At 74.0% G+C, this 17,960-nt stretch carries 16 protein-coding genes; 9 read left to right on the top strand and 7 right to left on the bottom strand.

Annotated elements, in window-relative coordinates:
* The first annotated feature begins 29 nt into the window (after positions 1-29).
* The 4 genes from manA (at position 30) to F6J85_RS04815 (ending at position 5,945) form a co-directional block, all read left to right on the top strand.
* The gene (gene manA / locus F6J85_RS04800) at positions 30-1,199 is read left to right on the top strand and encodes a mannose-6-phosphate isomerase, class I (protein ID WP_150924063.1); all 1,170 of its coding nucleotides are present in this window, start codon (positions 30-32) and stop codon (positions 1,197-1,199) included.
* Positions 1,200-1,339: 140 nt separating this feature from the next.
* Entirely contained in the window at positions 1,340-1,666 is a 327-nt protein-coding gene (locus tag F6J85_RS04805; protein ID WP_150920880.1) for a WhiB family transcriptional regulator, read from the top strand.
* Between the two features lie 68 nt (positions 1,667-1,734).
* Positions 1,735-4,554 carry a glycosyltransferase gene (locus tag F6J85_RS04810; protein WP_150924064.1) on the top strand — a complete coding sequence of 940 codons (2,820 nt, stop codon included), beginning with the start codon at positions 1,735-1,737 and terminating at the stop codon, positions 4,552-4,554.
* Positions 4,551-5,945: a DUF5719 family protein gene (locus F6J85_RS04815; protein WP_150924065.1), complete on the top strand. Its 1,395-nt coding sequence runs from the start codon at positions 4,551-4,553 to the stop codon at positions 5,943-5,945. The genes F6J85_RS04810 and F6J85_RS04815 overlap by 4 nt, the downstream gene beginning before the upstream one ends.
* Positions 5,946-5,953: 8 nt before the next feature.
* Here F6J85_RS04815 and F6J85_RS04820 read toward each other — a convergent pair whose 3' ends face one another.
* On the bottom strand, positions 5,954-6,388 hold the full coding sequence (locus tag F6J85_RS04820) for a metallopeptidase family protein (RefSeq protein WP_191639963.1): 435 nt from the start codon (positions 6,386-6,388) through the stop codon (positions 5,954-5,956).
* A gap of 71 nt (positions 6,389-6,459) precedes the next feature.
* Between F6J85_RS04820 and F6J85_RS04825 the strand changes: the two genes are divergently transcribed.
* The gene (locus F6J85_RS04825; RefSeq protein ID WP_150920877.1) at positions 6,460-6,666 is read left to right on the top strand and encodes a DUF3499 family protein; all 207 of its coding nucleotides are present in this window, start codon (positions 6,460-6,462) and stop codon (positions 6,664-6,666) included.
* A gap of 106 nt (positions 6,667-6,772) precedes the next feature.
* Here F6J85_RS04825 and F6J85_RS04830 read toward each other — a convergent pair whose 3' ends face one another.
* Positions 6,773-7,594 (bottom strand): RDD family protein, encoded by an 822-nt coding sequence (locus F6J85_RS04830; RefSeq protein WP_150924066.1) that lies wholly within the window; start codon positions 7,592-7,594, stop codon positions 6,773-6,775.
* A 16-nt stretch (positions 7,595-7,610) separates the two neighbouring features.
* Between F6J85_RS04830 and F6J85_RS04835 the strand changes: the two genes are divergently transcribed.
* The 3 genes from F6J85_RS04835 (at position 7,611) to katG (ending at position 11,511) form a co-directional block, all read left to right on the top strand.
* Positions 7,611-8,606: a stage II sporulation protein M gene (locus tag F6J85_RS04835; RefSeq protein WP_150924067.1), complete on the top strand. Its 996-nt coding sequence runs from the start codon at positions 7,611-7,613 to the stop codon at positions 8,604-8,606.
* A 185-nt stretch (positions 8,607-8,791) separates the two neighbouring features.
* On the top strand, positions 8,792-9,253 hold the full coding sequence (locus F6J85_RS04840; protein WP_150920874.1) for a Fur family transcriptional regulator: 462 nt from the start codon (positions 8,792-8,794) through the stop codon (positions 9,251-9,253).
* Complete coding sequence (gene katG / locus F6J85_RS04845) at positions 9,250-11,511, top strand: catalase/peroxidase HPI (RefSeq protein WP_150924068.1); 2,262 nt, start codon at positions 9,250-9,252, stop codon at positions 11,509-11,511. The genes F6J85_RS04840 and katG overlap by 4 nt, the downstream gene beginning before the upstream one ends.
* A 133-nt stretch (positions 11,512-11,644) precedes the next feature.
* Here the strand turns inward: katG and F6J85_RS04850 are convergent, their stop codons facing one another.
* Genes F6J85_RS04850 through F6J85_RS04870 form a run of 5 tightly spaced genes read right to left on the bottom strand, consistent with a single transcriptional unit; the run spans position 11,645 to position 17,121 of the window.
* On the bottom strand, positions 11,645-13,012 hold the full coding sequence (locus F6J85_RS04850; protein ID WP_150924069.1) for a DUF58 domain-containing protein: 1,368 nt from the start codon (positions 13,010-13,012) through the stop codon (positions 11,645-11,647).
* A 2-nt stretch (positions 13,013-13,014) separates the two neighbouring features.
* Positions 13,015-13,986, bottom strand: coding sequence for an AAA family ATPase (locus tag F6J85_RS04855; protein ID WP_150924070.1), 972 nt, complete (start codon positions 13,984-13,986; stop codon positions 13,015-13,017).
* Positions 13,983-15,143, bottom strand: coding sequence for a DUF4350 domain-containing protein (locus tag F6J85_RS04860; protein ID WP_150924071.1), 1,161 nt, complete (start codon positions 15,141-15,143; stop codon positions 13,983-13,985). The genes F6J85_RS04855 and F6J85_RS04860 overlap by 4 nt, the downstream gene beginning before the upstream one ends.
* Entirely contained in the window at positions 15,140-15,799 is a 660-nt protein-coding gene (locus tag F6J85_RS04865; protein ID WP_150924072.1) for a DUF4129 domain-containing protein, read from the bottom strand. Before F6J85_RS04865 ends, F6J85_RS04860 begins: the two co-directional genes overlap by 4 nt.
* Complete coding sequence (locus F6J85_RS04870; RefSeq protein ID WP_150924073.1) at positions 15,796-17,121, bottom strand: DUF7847 domain-containing protein; 1,326 nt, start codon at positions 17,119-17,121, stop codon at positions 15,796-15,798. The genes F6J85_RS04865 and F6J85_RS04870 overlap by 4 nt, the downstream gene beginning before the upstream one ends.
* 158 nt (positions 17,122-17,279) lie before the next feature.
* Here F6J85_RS04870 and mtrA point away from each other — a divergent pair, with 158 nt between their 5' ends.
* A complete protein-coding gene (mtrA, locus tag F6J85_RS04875) occupies positions 17,280-17,960 on the top strand; it encodes an MtrAB system response regulator MtrA (protein ID WP_150920036.1) in 681 nt (226 codons plus the stop codon).

Here is a 17,960-nt window from a genome sequence, read left to right on the forward strand (position 1 = left end):
AGCGCCCGGGCGGGTCGTAGGCTGGGCGCGTGCTCACCCGCATCTCGAACTCGCCCCGCGACTACGCGTGGGGATCGCGCACGCTGATCGCCGAGCTCGAGGGGCGCCGCCCGTCCGGTGCACCGGAGGCGGAGGTGTGGTTCGGTGACCACCCTGGTTCCCCGGCGCTGGTGGAGGACGGGTCCGGCCGCACACTGGACACGTGGCTGGCGGAGGAGTCGGCGGCGCTGGGCGTGCCGGCCCGCCTGCCCTACCTGCTGAAGCTGCTGGCCGCCGGAGCGCCGCTGTCGATCCAGGCGCATCCGTCCAAGGCGCAGGCCGAGGCGGGGTTCGCGCGGGAGGAGGCCGCGGGGGTGCCGCGCGACGCGGCGGAGCGCAACTATCGCGACGACAACCACAAGCCCGAGCTGATCGTCGCGATCAGCGAGCGGTTCGAGGCGCTCGCGGGCCTCCGCGAGCTGGACGCCACCCGCCGGCTGGTCCAGGCCCTCGGCGACGGGCCGGGAACTCGGGCACTGCGTGCGCACCTGGAGGGTGCGGATGCCACGGCCACGCTGCGCGAAGCGATCGCGTGGCTGCTCGGGCCTGCCTCGTCCGAGGACGTCGTCGACGTCATCGCGGCGATCGACGGGGCGAGGTCGGAGGAGTTCGCGGCAGAGCTCGCGCTGGCCCGCTCTCTCGCGAAGGCCCACCCGCGCGACCCGGGCGTGGTCGTGGCGCTGCTGATGAACCTCGTCACGCTCATGCGCGGCGAGGCGCTGTTCGTGCCCGCCGGGGTGCTGCACGCGTACGTGGCGGGCCTGGGCGTCGAGCTCATGGCCGCCAGCGACAACGTGCTGCGCGGCGGGCTCACCCCCAAGCACGTCGACGCCGCCGAGCTGCTGTCGGTGCTCGATGCCACCCCGTCGGGTGCGCCCCTCCTGGCACCGCGCGAGGTGGCCCCCGGTGTGCAGCTCTTCGACGCCGGCGTGCCGGATTTCGCCCTGGCTGCCGTGACGGTGGACACCGGGACCGCCGAACTCGACCTCAGCGGCATCGCGCTCGCCGTCGCCGTCGGCGGCATCGTCGAGGTCACCGGGGCCAGCGGGGAGCGGGTCACGCTGCAGCCGGGGCAGGCGCTCGTGGCCAGCGCCGTGGAGAGCCCGTTGCGCTTGGCCGGCGCCGGCCGTGCGTTCGTGGCGATGCCCGGCCGGCCATAACAACCCCGACACGCCGTGGGCGTGGTGAAGTTTGAAGTCGGGGGTGAGGGTTTATGCTCTGCGACTTGACCGCGACGAATCACACCGGTGTAATTAGGGGTACACGCGGCCGGCGTGGGGTTGAGGAAGCGGGAGACGAGATGGCTGGATCACAGTATCGTTCCGGCGTACCCGACAACTGGTTCGTCGATCCCGTTCATCTGGGCGTGCCCGGTGTGCGTCGCGACGTCGACGTCGTCGAGGACAATCCGCTCTCCTGGCAGTCCGACGCGCTGTGCGCGCAGACCGACCCCGAGGCCTTCTTCCCGGAGAAGGGCGGCTCCACCCGCGACGCCAAGCGCATCTGCACCTCGTGCGACGTGCGCGACGCTTGCCTGGAGTACGCCCTCCAGAACGACGAGCGCTTCGGCATCTGGGGCGGTCTGAGCGAGCGCGAGCGTCGCAAGCTCAAGCGCCGCGCGAGCTGAGCCGATCCCCTCTCCCGCGGCGCGTGCGCCGCGGTGCGCACGCGAGATCGGCCTAGGCTGACTCCGTCATGCCCGCTCGAGTCCACGCGATCCTCGTCGTGCGTCCGGAAGGGCGCACGCCCGCTGCCGCACACCTGCGGGCCACGCTGGCGGCACTGGCCGCGCAGACCCGGCCCGTCGACGCCCTGACGATCGTCCTGTGCGGCGGCGACGCGGACCTGCGCGACATCGCCGCCCGCTCGGGCGCCGAGGGGGTCATCACCGCCGCGCACGGCACCGGCTTCGCCGCGGCGACCGCGATGGCCACGCCGCGCCTGACCGGAGACGCCGTGTGGCTGCTCGCGCAGGACACCGCACCTGACCCCGAGGCGCTCACGCGCCTGGCGGGCGCCCTCGAACTGGCCGCCTCCGTCTCCTTCGCCGCCCCCAAGCTCGTCCGCTGGGACGACCGCTCCGAGATCGTCTCGCTCGGGGTGAGCATGTCGCCGATGGGGAGGGCGATCGAGCTGGCCGCGGGCGAGCTGGATCAGGGACAGCACGACGCCGCGCAGGACGTGCTCGGCACCGACATCCGCGGCGTGCTCGTACGGCGCGAGGCATGGCGGCAGCTGGGCGGGCTGGATCCCGCGCTCGCCGGCGCCGACGAAGGACTCGATCTCGGCGTGCGTGCGCGGCTGGCGGGGGAGCGGGTCACCCTCGTGCCCTCCGCCGTCGTCGCTGTGGCCGGCGACGGGGTGGCAGGGCTCCCCACCGAGCACCGCTCCACCCGCCGGGAGTTCGCCATCCGCACCGCCGAGCTGCACCGCCGGCTCGTGTACGCCCCCGCCGTCGCGGTGCCCCTGCACTGGCTCTCCCTGCTTCCGCTCGCCGTGTGGCGCACGGTCGCCCTCCTGGTCGCCAAGCAGCCCGGCCGTGTCGGACCGGAATGGTGGGCGACGCTCGTCGTGCTCGTGCGGTGGGGCGCGGTGGCCCGCGCGCGGCGGCAGATCCGCGCGACCCGCCGCGCCGGGTGGACGCGGCTGACCCCCCTGCGCGTGAGTCACGCGCAGCTGCGGCTGCGCTGGGACGGGGACGGCGCCGATCCCTCCGCGCCGGTGCGCACCGAGCTGCGCTTCTTCACCGGCGGGGGCGCGTGGACCGTGCTGGCTGCGGCGGTGGTGTCGGTGGCGGTCTTCCCGGCCCTCCTGGCCTGGCCGGTGCTCGGGGGCGGCGCGCTGCTTCCGCTCCGCTCGCGCGTCGCTGAGCTGTGGGCCGATGCCGCGTACGGTCAGCGCGCCCTGGGCCTGGCCGACATCGCCCCGGCCGACCCCTTCGCCGCGGTGGTGGCGGTGGTGGGCACGCTCTGGCCCGCCGACCCGTCGCGGGCACTGGTGATCCTGTGGCTGCTCGCACTGCCCCTCGCCGTCCTCGGCGCGTGGTTCGCGGCGACCCGGGTGACCGAGCGCTCGCTCCTGCGGATCATCGCGGCCGTCACGTGGGCGCTGGCGCCGCCGTTCCTCACGGCCCTCATCGACGGGCGTCCGACGGCGGTGCTCGTGCACCTCCTGCTGCCGTGGCTGCTGTACACCGGCAGCGTCGCGCACCGGTCGTGGGCGAGCGCCGGCGGGGCATCCGTGCTCCTGGTGGCGGTGCTGGCATGCGCGCCGTCGCTGGCCCCGGCCGTGCTCGTGGCGTGGCTGGCGATCCTCGTCGCCGTCGTCGCCACCCGGCGGGGCCGGGGAGTGGCCAAGATCGTGTGGCTCCTGGTGCCGACGGCGGTCTTCTTCGCCCCACTGGTGTGGGCGCATGCGCGTGCGGGAAGCCTCCTGGCGATCCTCGCCGACCCAGGGCCCCCCACCGGCGGCGCCGTCGCCGCCGACGCGGGCGGGCGGCTGCTGCTGGCCGCCGGTTTCCCCACGGCCGACCCCGCCGGGTGGAGCGCCTTCCTCGCCGGGGCGCCGGTGTGGTGGGTTCCCCTGCTGGTGGCGCCGCTGGGCCTGCTCGCCCTGGCGTCGCTGATCACTCCCCGCTGGCCCGCCGCCGCGGCGATGGTGGCACTGGCGCTGCTGGGACTTGCCACCGCGTTCGGCGCCGTGGGGATCGCGGTCTCCTTCGCCGGGTCATCGGCGGTGTCGCTGTGGCCGGGCGCCGGGCTGAGCCTGGCATGGGCCGGCGCATTGGGCGCGGCGATGGTGACCCTGGACACCGGGCTGGTGCCCCGCGTGCGGATGCTGCGGCCCGCCGTCGCGCTGATCCTCGCCGGCGGCGTGGCCGCGGCGGCGCTGCCCGCACTGACGGCGCCGGCGCGGGATGCCGCCGCGCTCACCAACGGCCCCGCGTCCACCCTCCCCGCCTATGTCGCCGCCGAGGGCCGCGGTGACGTCCGCACCGGCACGATCGTGCTCGACCCGCGCGGAGACGGCATGGTCGTGCAGGTCGTGTGGGGCGGCAGCGAGACGCTCGGCGGGCAGAGCACCCTGCAAGCCACCCGCACGGCACCCACGGAGGCCGACCGCGAGCTCGCGGCCCTCTCCGCCGACCTCGTGACCTCGACCGGGCCCGCCGCCGTCGAAGCGCTCGCCGCGCGCGGCATCGGTTTCGTCATGCTCGCAGCCCCCGCCGACGACGTCGAGGCGGTGCGCGCACTGCGGCTGGCCGCATCCACGGCGCTGGATCAGCGCGATGGACTGGATGCGGCCTCCCACGGCGTGCTGTGGCGCGTGACCGGCGACGTCGAGCCCCGACCCGACGCGAGCGCGGCGGTGCATGACACGGCCCGTCTGCTGGCGGTGCTGCAGATCGCCGTCGTCGTCATCGGGCTGCTCCTGGCCGTGCCCACCGCAGCCAGCCGGCGCATCGCGCGGCGCACCCCGCGCATCGTCGGCCCCGCACACCGGGAGGCCCGATGACCGAGCGTCGCCGATTCGGCTGGGCCCTCACCAGCGCGCGTGTGATCGCGGGTGCCGCCGCCGCGGTGGCCGTGGTCATCGCGGTCGTGCTGGCCATCGCGTTCCCCTGGCCCACCGTGTCCACCGAACCCGTGCGGGTGGAGGCGACGCCGGCCCCCTCGGACACCGTGCTCGCGTGCGATGGGCCGCTGCTGGTGCTGGGGCGCACCGTCGAGCAGGCCGGCCAGCTCGACCTCGCCGCCGCACAGTCCGTCGTCTCCGGGCCCGGCAGCGCCGACGCGTCCGAGCGCGCCCTCACGGGCCCCGTGCCGGACGAGGGACCACTGAGCTTCACCGCCGCTCCCGACGGTTCCGCCCCCGCCGCGTTCGCGGCGGCCGGGTCGGCGTCGGTGGAAGCGGCGGATCTGCGCGGGTACGCCGCATCCGCGTGCCGGCCTCCCCTCCTGGAGTCGTGGGTCGTGGGGGGTGCCACCACGACCGGCTCCAACGACCTCGTGGTGCTCACCAACCCCGGTGTCGTCGCCGCCACGGTGCAGGTGACGGTGTACGGCGCGGCCGGGGCGCAGAGCGCGCCCGGTGGCGTGGACCGCGTCGTGCCGGCCCGGAGCCAGATCGTGGTGCCCCTCGCGGGGCTCCTGCGCGATGAGGCCAGCCCCGTCGTGCACGTGACGGCGGCCGGGGCGCCGGTGGCGGTGGCGGTGCAGTCCAGCCTCACCCGCACGCTCCTGCCGGGCGGCGTCGACCAGGTGAGCCCCCTGGCAGCGGCCGCCGACCGGCAGGTCATCCCCGGCGTGGTCATGCTCGCCCCCGCCGCCGATGAGGGCGCGCAGGCGCGCGCCATCGTGCGCGTGCTCGCCCCCGCCGGCGACGGCGAGGCCCAGGTGTCGGTGCAGGACGAGACCGGGCGTGCCGTGGGGGAGACCGCGACGGTTCCCCTCGCGGCGGGGATCCCGATCGAGCTGGAGCTGCCGGGCCTTGCCGCCGGCACCTACTCCGTCGTGGTCGAGGCCGATGCCCCGGTCGTTGCCGGCGTGTGGAGCACGACCGGGTTCGGCGAAGGGTCGGATTACGCGTGGTTCGCCGCCGCGCCCGAGGTCGACCTGCCCACGGCGGTCGCGGTGCCCGGCGGCACGGCGCCGACGATGTCGTTCGTCAACGACCGCGCCGCCGACGCCACGGTCGTCCTGACGTCGCCGACCGGATCCACGCGGGACGTGGAGGTGCCCGCATCCGGCGCCGTCCAGGTCGAGCTGGCCGAATCCGGCGTCTACACGCTCGACCCGTCCGCGCCGGTGCGTGCGGGCGTGTCGTTCGCCGCGGCGGGCGCGCTCGCCGGATATCCGGTGTGGGGCGCGGATGCGGCGGCCCCGCCGATCGTCGTCTTCCCGTAGCCGCCGGGTCAGAAGTACCGGAAGCGCTCCGGTCCGAGGTCCCACGGATCGCGGTCGAGGTACTCGGCCGCGGCGCGGAAGACCGCGCTTTCGATCATCATCCGCCGGTGCAGGTCGTCGTTGCGGTGCAGGTGGCTGAGCCGCTCGATCGGCACGCGATAGAGGATGATGCGCTTCTGCTCCTGCAGCACGCGCCAGCGCGGGATTCCCTGATCGTCGGGGGAGGGGGGCAGGACGCCGATCTCGAACGACACGTCCCGCAGCTCCTCCCATGCCGAGCGCAGGAACTCCGCCGCGGTGCCCACGGCCAGGTCGAACCGTTCCGTGCGCGTATCCAGCGGCGGCAGCGGCGGCCGCACGACCGGGCTGCGGTTCTCGCGGCCGTGACGGCCATGGCGCGGGGGTCTCGCGCGGAGACGCTCGCGCGTGCGTCGGCGGACCATGGCCCCATCCTACGACGCGGGCGGCGAGGCGCTGCGGCGATGACGGAGCCCGCGGTTAGGCTGGCGGCGATATGCGCGACAGACTCTGCTCCAAGGTGGCCTGCTCCCGTGAGGCCGTGGCGACACTGACGTACGACTACGGCGATCAGATGGCCGTCATCGGACCGCTGGGACGCGTCGACGACCCGCACGCGCACGACCTGTGCGCCATCCACACCGACCGGCTCTCGGTGCCGCGCGGCTGGGTCGTCGTGCGCCACGAGACCCTGCGCGTCTGACCCATGCCAGATCGCCCGAGAACAGGCGATCTGCCGAGATCAGGCCCGATCGGGCGCATCCGGGCCTGATTTCGGCGATCCTCCTGATTAGGGCGGATGCGGCGGGTCAGGAGGCCGGGGGGACCAGCGCGGCCACGCGCTCGTCCTGCAGGCGGAGGGCGCGCAGCTCGCGGTCGCGCCGTACCGCGGCGACGCCGTGGAGGAACACGTCGGCGTCCACGGGCGGCAGCGGCGCGACGAAGGGGCGCGCCTGGACCGCGAGGGTCTCGGCGAGCCGGAGCCGCGCAGCCGGGTCGAGCTCCGGTGCCGCCCGCACGAACTGCGCGATGCGCGCGGCGAGGCGGTCGGGAAGCCGCGCGACGTCGGCGACGGTCGCCCAGCCGGCCAGCACCGGCGGCACCCCGGGTGCGGGATCCGGCAGCGGTCGCGTGCGGGTGCGCTCGCTGTAGGTGCCGGCCAGCAGGTCGCCCAGCCGCTGCGCGCGCGGCGTGAAGATCGCCACGAGAGCGGCGAGCGAACCCAGTGTGAACCACACTTCCAGCACGCCGACGAGCGCCCGCAGGAATGCGTGCCGGAATCCGATCGCCCCGCCGTCGGCGCGCACGATCCGCGCGCCCACGGCGAGCTTGCCGAGGCTCCGCCCGCGTGTGAGGGTCTCCACGGTCGTGGGCACGACGACGGTGACCAGCACGAGAACCGTGATCGCCACCGGGGGGATCATCGCCTCGCTGAGCGCGCCGGCGTTCACCAGCCACGTCACGACCGCGGCCATCAGCAGCAGCACGGTCACCCCGGCGAGGAAATCCAGCAGCGCGCCCAGGGCCCGGAGGAAGAACCCCGCCGACTGCACATCCAGGGCGACGGCTTCACCGGTGAGGGTCTCGTCCTGCGCGACGCGCACGAGGTCGGGGGAGGGGCCTTGCGCCATGGGTACAGTAAAGCAAATGGATCTCGACGCCCTGACCGCCGCACGCCGGGAGGAGTGGGCGAGACTGGACGCTCTGAGCCGCGCGCGCCACCTCTCCGGCGCCGACGTCGACGAACTCGTCACGCGTTATCGCGCGGCATCCGCCGACCTCGCCGACATCAAGACCTCCGCCGGGCGCACCCCGCAGGGCGATTACGTCTCCACCCTCCTGGCCCGCACCCGGCTGCGGCTGACGGGCGTGCGCGAGCACTCCGGAGCGCTCGTGCCGCGCTTCTTCCTGCGTCAGCTGCCGGCGGCGCTGTACCGCGTGCGCTGGATGCTGCTGGCCGTGGCCGTCGGCTTCCTCGCGGTCACGGCGCTGGTGGCGGGATGGATCGCCGGCGATCCGGCCGCCGTCGCGGCCCTCGGCGACCGCGCAGACCTGGAGTACTACGCCGAGGAGGAGTTCACGTCGTACTACAGCGAGAACCCCGCCGCGGTGTTCGCCGGGACGGTGTGGACGAACAACGCGTGGATCGCCGCGCAGTGCGTCCTGTTCGGGGTGACCGGCATCTGGCCGCTCATGGTGCTGGTGCAGAACGCGGTCGGCATCGGCACGGCGGCGGCGGTGATGTTCGCCTTCGGCCGTGGCGACGTGTTCTTCTCCTTCATCCTCCCGCACGGCCTGCTGGAGATCACGGCGGTGCTCGTGGCCGCGGCGGCGGGCCTGCAGATCTTCTGGGCGTGGGTGGCTCCGGGCCCGCGCTCGCGTGGCGAGGCACTGGCGGCGGCGGGACGATCGCTCGGCACGATCGCGATCGGGCTCGTGTTCGTCCTGGCCCTCTCCGGCGTGATCGAGGGTTTCGTGACGCCGGCGCCCTGGCCGGTCGCGGTGAAGATCGCGATCGGCGCGGCGGCGCTGGGCGCGTTCCTGGCGTACATGCTCGTGGTCGGCGGGCGGGCCGTGCGGGCCGGCGAGGACGGCGACCTCACCGAGTACGAGGCCGGCACCTCGCGCCTGGTCGCCGGCTGACGCCTGCCGCGCTCGCCTCGCAGCGGCCCTCCACGTCGGAGAATCGCATGCAGGTCGGAGGATGCGCGCCGCATGCTCCGACGATGGCGGGATGCTCCGACCTGTGTGTGCCGGGGGAGTGCAGTGGGGCATGCCGGGTGACCGGCCGTTTTTTGAATGACTCAAAAGACGGCTAGGCTCGAGGGATGCTCGACGGCCCCGATACGACTCCCGAGGCGCTGCTGCGCACCGCGGGGCTCCGCGTGACCTCGACCCGAACCGCCGTGTTCGACGCGCTCTCCGGCAAGCCCCACGCATCCGCCGAGGAGGTGTTCGACCGCATCCGCGTGACCCTTCCGGGCACCAGCATGCAGTCGGTCTACAACGCCCTCGGCGACTTCGTGGAGGCCGGGGTCGCGCGCCGGATCGAACCGGCCGGTCACCCCGGCATGTTCGAACTGCGCGTCGGCGACAACCACCACCACGTGGTGTGCACCTCGTGCGGCCACATCGAGGACGTCGATTGCGTCGTCGGTGCCGCGCCCTGCCTGCACGTGCCGGAGGGGAGCGGATTCGACGTCCGCTCCGCCGAGGTCACGTTCTGGGGCACGTGCCCGGCCTGTCGAGCAGAAGTAGAGAACCCGAACCCTCTGAGAGGACCCGAATGAGCGACACCGCCGCCCCAGGCTGCCCCGTATTCCACGATGGCGCTGCCCCGGACGACAACCGCCTGCCCGTGGGCGAGGCGCCCGCCGACAGCGAGCCCGCCGGCGCACTGCCCCACCCCACGCAGGGATCGGCCAACCGCGTGTGGTGGCCGAACGGGATCAATCTGAAGATCCTCGCCAAGAACTCCGCGCAGCGCGACCCGCTCGATGAGGGATTCGACTACAAGGCGGCCTTCGAGGGCCTCGACCTCGCGAGCCTCAAGCAGGACATCAAGGACGCCCTCACCACGTCGCAGGACTGGTGGCCCGCCGACTTCGGTCACTACGGCCCGCTCATCATCCGCATGGCGTGGCACAGCGCCGGCACGTACCGCGCGACCGACGGTCGCGGCGGCGGCGGGGCCGGGATGCAGCGCTTCGCCCCCCTGAACAGCTGGCCCGACAACGTCAACCTCGACAAGGCCCGCCGCCTGCTCTGGCCGATCAAGAAGAAGTACGGCCAGTCGATCTCGTGGGCCGACCTCATGATCCTCGCCGGCAACGTGGCGCTGGAGTCGATGGGCTTCTCCACCTTCGGATTCGCCGGCGGCCGCCCCGACGTGTGGGAGTCGGACGACGACGTGTACTGGGGACCGGAGACCACGTGGCTCGGTGACGAGCGCTACACCGGCAACCGCGAGCTGGAGAAGCCTCTCGCCGCCGTGCAGATGGGCCTCATCTACGTCAACCCGGAGGGCCCCAACGGCAACCCCGACCCGCTGCTGTCGGCGCGCGACATCCGTGAGACGTTCGGCCGGATGGGCATGAACGACGAGGAGACCGTCGCGCTCATCGCCGGCGGTCACACCTTCGGCAAGACCCACGGTGCGGCCCCCGACTCGCACGTCGGACCCAACCCCGAAGCCGCCGACATCGACGAGCAGGGCCTGGGCTGGAAGAACGAGTACGGCACCGGCAAGGGTGACGACACGATCACCAGCGGGCTCGAGGTCACGTGGACCTACCACCCCACCCGCTGGGACAACGAGTTCTTCCACATCCTGTACGCGTACGACTGGGAGCTGTTCCAGAGCCCCGCCGGCGCGCACCAGTGGCGTCCGAAGAACGGCATGGGGGCCGACATGGTCCCCCTCGCCCACTCCGAGGGCAAGCGCGAGCCGCGCATGCTCACGAGCGACCTCGCGCTGCGGATGGACCCGGAGTACGACAAGATCTCCCGCCGCTTCAAGGACAACCCCGTCGCCTTCGGCGACGCGTTCGCCCGCGCCTGGTTCAAGCTCACCCACCGCGACATGGGCCCCAAGGCCCGCTACCTCGGACCCGAGGTGCCGCAGGAGGAGCTCATCTGGCAGGACCCGCTGCCCGCAGCCGTCCACCCCCTCATCGACCAGACCGACGCGGCCGCGCTCAAGCAGCAGATCCTCGACAGCGGTCTGAGCGTGCAGGAGCTCGTCGCCACGACGTGGGCCGCCGCATCCACCTTCCGCGGCAGCGACAAGCGCGGCGGCGTCAACGGCGCCCGCATCCGCCTCGCCCCGCAGAAGGACTGGGAGGTCAACAACCCCGCCCAGCTGCAGAAGGTGCTCGGCGTGCTCGAGGGCATCAAGGCCGGGTTCGACGCGCAGCAGGCCGGCGCCAAGACCGTGTCGCTGGCCGACCTCATCGTGCTGGCGGGCAACGCCGGCGTCGAGCAGGCGGCCCTCGCCGGCGGCGTGGAGATCGAGGTGCCCTTCACCCCGGGGCGCACCGACGCGACGCAGGAGCAGACCGACGAGGCATCCTTCGCCTACCTCGAGCCGGTTGCCGACGGGTTCCGCAACTACATCTCGCGCGACGCGAAGCTCCCGGCGGAGTACCTGCTCGTCGACAAGGCCAACCTCCTCACGCTCACGGCGCCGGAGATGACCGTGCTCGTGGGCGGGATGCGCGCGATCGGCGCGAACTGGGACGGCTCGCCGTTCGGCGTGTTCACCCCCACCCCGGGTGCGCTCACGAACGACGTGTTCGCGAACCTGCTCGACCTCGGCACCACGTGGAAGCCGCTGGACACCGGCAAGCACGCCTTCGAGGGCACGAAGGACGGCTCCGGCGAGCGCGTGGGCGTGGGATCGCGCGTCGACCTCGTCGTCGCCTCCAACTCCGAGCTGCGCGCCCTCGCCGAGGTGTACGCGAGCGACGACGCGAAGGAGAAGTTCGTCCGCGACTTCGTCGCCGCGTGGCGCAAGGTCACCGAGCTCGACCGCTTCGACCTCGTCTGACACCGCCGCAGAAAGGCCCGTCCCTTCCGGGGCGGGCCTTTCCGCGTCTCCCGAGGGTGCATGGAACCGGCCAGAGTGCACCGGATTCGGTGCACTCTCGCCGAGATGATGCACTCTCGGCGGATGCGGCGGGCTACAGCCGCCCGGCGGCCTTCAGCGCCAGGTAGCGGTCGGCCACGCGCGGGGGCAGGTCGTCGGCGGATGCGGTGACCGCCTCGCCGCCGGCGCGCTCGACGGCCGCGACCACCCGCCGGGCATCGGCGGCGGCCCGTTCGGCGGCCGCGGCGGCATACACGTCGGCGGCGGTCTTCGTCTCCGCGGCGCGCTGTCCCCGCCGGGCGGTGCGCGGCGAGGATGAGCCTGCGTCGCCGGCGGTGGAGGCCGAGCCGGCGCCCGTATCCTCGGACGCCGTGGCGACGAGGACGCGCGTACGGGCCGTCAGCGCCGGCAGGGAGCCGAGGAACCCGCGCGCGGCGGCGGGATCGTCGTGGGCGGTGACAAGCACGACCAGCGAGGGGTGGCCCGCGAGCGCGCGGACCTGGGCGAAGGCCGCGTCCCAGTCGGTGTCGAGCAGCTGCGGCTCCACGGGCGCCATCGCGTCCACGAGGGTGGGCAGCAGCGCCGGGCCGTCCACCCGGCTCACCCGGGCGCGCACGACGCGGTCGAACATGAGCACGTGCACGTGGTCGCCCGCGCGTGCGGCGAGGGCTGCCAGCAGGAGCGCGGTCTCCATGCCGGCATCCAGCCGCGTGCCATCGCCCACCCGCACGGCGGAGGTGCGCCCGGTGTCCACGACGATCACGATGTGCCGGTCGCGTTCGGGGCGCCAGGTCCGCAGCATGGTGGTGCCCGCCCGCGCCGTGGCGCGCCAGTCGATGGAGCGCACGTCGTCGCCCCGGACGTACTCACGCAGGCTGTCGAACTCGGTGCCCTGCCCGCGCACCTGCACGCTGGTGTTCCCGTCGAGTTCGCGCAGGCGTGCCAGGCGGGAGGGGAGATGCCGGCGCGCCCGGAAGGGCGGGAGCACGCGCAGGCGCCCTGGAGCTTCGAGAACGGCCTGTCGCCCGGCGAAGCCCAGCGGGCCGCCGGAGCGGACCGCCACGAAGCTGCTGCGCAGCTCTCCCCGCCGCGCCGGCACGAGCCTCTGGCGCAGGATGCGGCGCTCCCCGGCGGGCACGTCCAGCCGCAGCCGCGCCGGTCCCGCCCCCGCCGTGGGCTGCCAGCCGTCGCGCACGAGAGCGCGCATCGCCCGCGTGGCGCCGTTGCCCACGATCAGCTCGGACTCGGCGGGTTCGCCCAGGAGGCTCCGGGCGGGGAGGCGCCGCTGGATGCTGAGGGCCCGAGGATCGGCGGCGAGGGCCACGTCGGCACCGGCGACCGCCAGGCACAGCAGCATCCACGCGCCCACGACCGCCCATGCCGGCACGCCGGCTGCCGACAGCAGCACGACGGGCACGACGCCGAGGGCGACCAGGAGCGGGAAGCGGCCGGTGACGAACACGATCAGAGGGGAACGCGGGTCTGCTGCTGGATGGAGGTGAGGATCGCGTCGACCGAGACGCCTTCGATCTCGGCGTCGGGGCGCAGCCGGATGCGGTGGCGCCACGTGGGCACGAGCATCGTCTGGACGTGGTCGGGGGTGATGGCGGGGTAGCCGCTTAGCCAAGCCCACGCCTTGGCCGCGGCCAGGAGCCCGGTGGTCGCGCGGGGGCTCACCCCCAGCTGCACCGACGGGCTCTCGCGGGTGGCGCGGGCGAGGTCGACGACGTAGCCCAGGACGTCGTCGGCGACGGTGACGGCGGCCGCCGCGCGCTGGGCCGCGAGGATCTCGCGCGGGCTGACGGTCTGCTGCACCCCTGCCGCCTCCAGCGCCCGCGGGTCGAACCCGTCGGCGTGGCGGCGGAGCACCGCGAGTTCGGCGTCGCGTCCGGGCACGTCCACCACGAGCTTTAGCAGGAAGCGGTCCAGCTGCGCCTCGGGGAGCAGGTACGTGCCCTCGTGCTCGATGGGGTTCTGGGTCGCGGCGACGAGGAAGGGCTCGGGGAGGGGGCGGGTGACGCCGTCGGTGGAGACCTGACGCTCCTCCATCGCCTCCAGGAGCGCCGCCTGGGTCTTCGGCGGTGTGCGGTTGATCTCGTCGGCGAGCACGACGTGGGTGAACACCGGCCCGGCGCGGAACTCGAACTCGCCCGTGCGGGCGTCGTACACGAGCGAGCCCGACACGTCTCCGGGCATGAGGTCGGGGGTGAACTGGATGCGCTTGGTGTCCAGGCCCAGCGAGCGGCTGAAGGCGCGGACCAGCAGCGTCTTGGCGACGCCGGGGACGCCCTCCAGCAGCACGTGGCCCCGCGCCAGCAGCGCGATCAGCAGCCCGGTCACGGTGCCGTCCTGCCCGACCACCGCCTTGCCGATCTCGGTGCGCACGCGGTGCATCGCATCGCGCAGGGCGGCGTCGTCGGGAGCGTGATCGCTCATCGTGTGGTCCCTTCCGGTCGGGCGGCGGCCGCGACGGCCGCTTCGAGGTCGTGCAGGCGGTCGCTGAAGTCGACGAGCTCGCGGTCGGTGGCGGGTGCGTCGGCCAGCAGCAGGCGGCGGAGCGCAGCCGGGTCTTCGGACAGCCGGGCGGCGGCTGCATCCGCCACCGCCGCGGGGGCGGCGTGGGGTCCGAGCGAGAGGATGCGGCGCAGCCGCGCCAGCGCGGCGGAGCGGAGCTGCTCGGCCGTGTGCGCGGTGTCCCGCGCCCTGGCGTACAGGCGCGCGCGGCCGGCGGTGGTCTCCGACCCGCGCACGGTGACGGGGAGGGTCTCGGCCACGAGCGGACCGAAGCGGCGGCCCCGCCACAGCGCGGCGGCCGCGCCTGCGACCAGGAGCAGCACGATCGCGGGGGTGACCCAGGGCGGGGTGAGCTCCCCGAGGGTGGGGGCGGCCCCGTCAGCGTCCGCCGGGGACGGGACATACCACACCAGGGTGGGGCGGGCCCCGAGCAGCGCGAGGGCCAGCGCGGCGTTGCCGGCGCGGTCGACGCCGTCGTTGGCCAGGAGCGTCCGGCCGTCCACGGCGGTCACCGAGCGGCCGTCCTGTGTCGCCGTCACGAGTGCGTAGCCGTCGTCGACGCGGTAGCACGCCTGCCCGTCGGTGGCCGGTGCGAACAGCTCGCCCGCGACGATGTCGCCGGCGCGGCGGGCCGGCGGGAAGCCGCACGCGGGGGAGACCTCCTCGTCGGCGAACGCCCCCGCGGGAGCGGAACCGGGGAGGAGGAGCCGCAGGGTGCGGGAGCGCGGCTCGAGCAGCACGACGTCGCCGGCGTCGCCCACGAGATCCCGCAGCGCGGCGTCGGAGAGGCCGGGCACGTCGGTCAGCGCGAGCGTGGCGTCCGAGTCCGCGAGCGCCGCGGCAGCGGCGGCGCGGTCGCGGGCGACCCGCACCTCGATCCCCTCGGCCTCCAGGACGCGGACGACCGCGCGCGCGCCGTCGGGCCCGGCCGACTCGGGATCGAGGACGCCGCGCTCTGACCATGCGGCGGATTGGGCGAGGAGCCCGGCGGCGATCGCCACGACGATCACCGCCGCGACGAACCCCGCCCACGCCAGGACCCTGGTGCGCCGGGGAGCAGTGCGCTGCGCCGCGCTCATCGCACGACCTCCGCTGCGGCGGGGCGCGTGCGCACCAGGGCGTCGTCGAGGCGGGCGGACTCCTGGTACAGCTCGCGCGTCCCGGGCCGGCGGAGGTACCGCACGTCGTCGAAGGTCGTCGCTGCCCGCGCCAGCTCCGGCGCCGAGGCGGGGAACGCCACCGCGGCGGCGCGGGCGAAGGCCTGCGCGGTCGTGCCGGGCGAGGGCTCCACGATCGCGCGCTCGGCGAGTCCGCGGGCCAGGGCGCGGAAGCGCAGCGCGATCGCCGCATCCCAGTCGCCGCGGGCGGCGGCTGCCGCCGCATCCGCCCGCAGCATCGCTGCCGAACGCCGCTCATCCGCGCCGAACAGTTCGGTGCCGGTGCGGCGGGAACGCGCCGACGAGCGCGGCCGACCCCGGATGAGAAGTGCCGCCCCCAGCACCGCGACCACCACGACCGTCGCCACCACGGCCGCCGCCGGCCCCCACGCGCCGGAGAGGTCGGGATCGAGCAGCTGTGCGAAGAAATCGCCGACGACCTTCGCGGCACGGTCGAGCAGGGTGGGTTCGGCGGCGTCGTAGACGGGGTCTTCGAGTTCGCGGCGCAGCAGGTCGCGGGCGTCGTCGGGGTCGGGCAGAAGCGGTGCGGACTGCGCCAGGACCGGGCCCGGCCTCACGGCTGCCGGGGTCCGGCCGGTGCGCCCGGGGGCGCCCACGTCGTTGCCGGCGAAGCGGCAGCCCCGGGGGCCTGCGAAGCGGCAGTCCCCACCGGCGCGGGGGGCGGCGGAGCGGCTGGGGGTCCGGGCCGCGGGGCGCCCGACGGCGCCGGCCACGACGGCGCCGCGGCGAACCCGCCGGCGTACGGGGGCAGACCCGCCGGGCCGGCCGGGAAGGCGGATGCGCCGGCGGGGGAACCCGGATACGGGGAGGGCGCGGCGAACACCGGCGGTCGCGGTGCCAGGGCGCGGCCGATGTGCACGCGGTAGGGATCGGCGAGCTCGGTCGCCCCGCCGTCGCGCTGCTCGACGTAGGCGAGCAGATCCAGGTCGAGCCCTTCATGACGCATACGGCAGTCGACGTAGACGAGCGCGGTGGCGGTGGACTGCACGATCAGCGCGACGCACTGGATGAGGATCGTGATGACCTGCGTGATGACGGCCGTGACCAGGAAGGCGATGACGAAGCCGACATCCGGTTCCCCGGTCGGAGTGAGGATGTTCGTCAGACCCGCCGTGAAGAACTGCAACGGCAGGCCCACGAGCTGGGCGAGCACGCTGAAGGTCAGCGAGACGATGACGATGATCCCCAGCGTCGGCCAGAAGCGCGTGCGGGTCAGGTGCCACGAGCGACGCAGCGCCGGCACGATGCCGGCGTGCTCCAGGATGATGGCCGCCGGCGCCAGGAGGAACTTCGTGTTCAGCCACAGCGTGAGCGGGATCGCGCCCAGCAGGGCCAGGATCCCGGTGAGCACCGCCAGCGGCGGGGAGGCCGCCCCGATGGCGAACAGGAGCGCGACCACGACCGCCACCACCACCGCGACGGCCAGGAGCACCAGGAAGGCGTAGCCCACCAGCCGGGGCGCGACCGGCCGCAGGCGCCGCCACAGCGCCCTCAGCGGCAGCCGCTCCGCGACGACGGCGTGCGCGACCTCGAGCACGACGATGCCCTGCACCAGCACGCCGAGGGCGCCGGCGGCGAGGGAGAGCACGACGCCGGTGATCGCGGTGAGGGCGATCGAGCCGGCCAGCACGGCCTCGAACTCCTCGGTGCCCTCCATCAGAGTGTCCAGCCGCGAGAACGCCGCGAACGCGACGCCTCCGGTCACGAGCGTCAGCACGAGGAAGGCGAGCGCCTGCACGCCGAGGGCGAATCCCAGCAGAACGCCGGGATTCTGCCGCAGGGCCGTGAAAGAGCGCCCGAGCGTGACGCCGAAACCATACGGATGCAGCGGCACGATCCCCGGGCGGGGTGCCGGCGTCCAGGCCGGGTACGCGGTCACATGCGCCTCCTCGTGCTGGGCTTGTCCTATCGTGTCATACGCGGGCGAGGCGCCCGGCTCGTGTCCAGCCGCCTCGACTACCCTGTGGGAAGCGCACGGGGAGGCTGCTGCGTGCACCCGTCGCGCAGCCGGGCGGATGTGAGGACGAGAACGCGCACATGACAGCACGGATCCTGGTGGTCGACGACGACACCGCCCTTGCCGAGATGATCGGCATCGTCCTGCGCACCGAGGGCTTCGACACGGTGTTCTGCGCCGACGGTGCGCACGCGGTCGAGGCGTGGCGGCGCGAGCGGCCCGACCTCATCCTGCTCGACCTGATGCTCCCCGGGATGGACGGCATCGAGGTGTGCGCGCGTGTGCGCGCCGAGTCCGGCGTCCCCATCATCATGCTCACCGCTCGCACCGACACCGCCGACGTGGTCAAGGGCCTGGAATCGGGCGCCGACGACTACATCGTCAAGCCGTTCAACCCCAAGGAGCTCGTCGCCCGCATCCGCACGAGGCTGCGCCCGGCGGGCGTCGGCGGCACCGAGGTGCTGCGGATCGGCGACCTCACCGTCGACGTGGCGGCCCACGAGGTGCGCCGCCGCGACACGGTCATCGCGCTGACGCCCCTGGAATTCGAGCTGCTCGTGGCTCTGGCATCCAAGCCTCAGCAGGTCTTCTCCCGCGAGATGCTGCTCGAGCAGGTGTGGGGCTACCACTACAAGGCCGACACGCGGCTGGTCAACGTCCACGTGCAGCGCCTGCGGGCCAAGGTGGAGACCGACCCCGACAACCCGCGCATCGTGACGACCGTACGCGGGGTCGGTTACCGCGCCGGCGCGGTGGTGTGA

The organism is Microbacterium lushaniae (genome assembly GCF_008727775.1).
Lineage (GTDB): Bacteria > Actinomycetota > Actinomycetes > Actinomycetales > Microbacteriaceae > Microbacterium > Microbacterium lushaniae.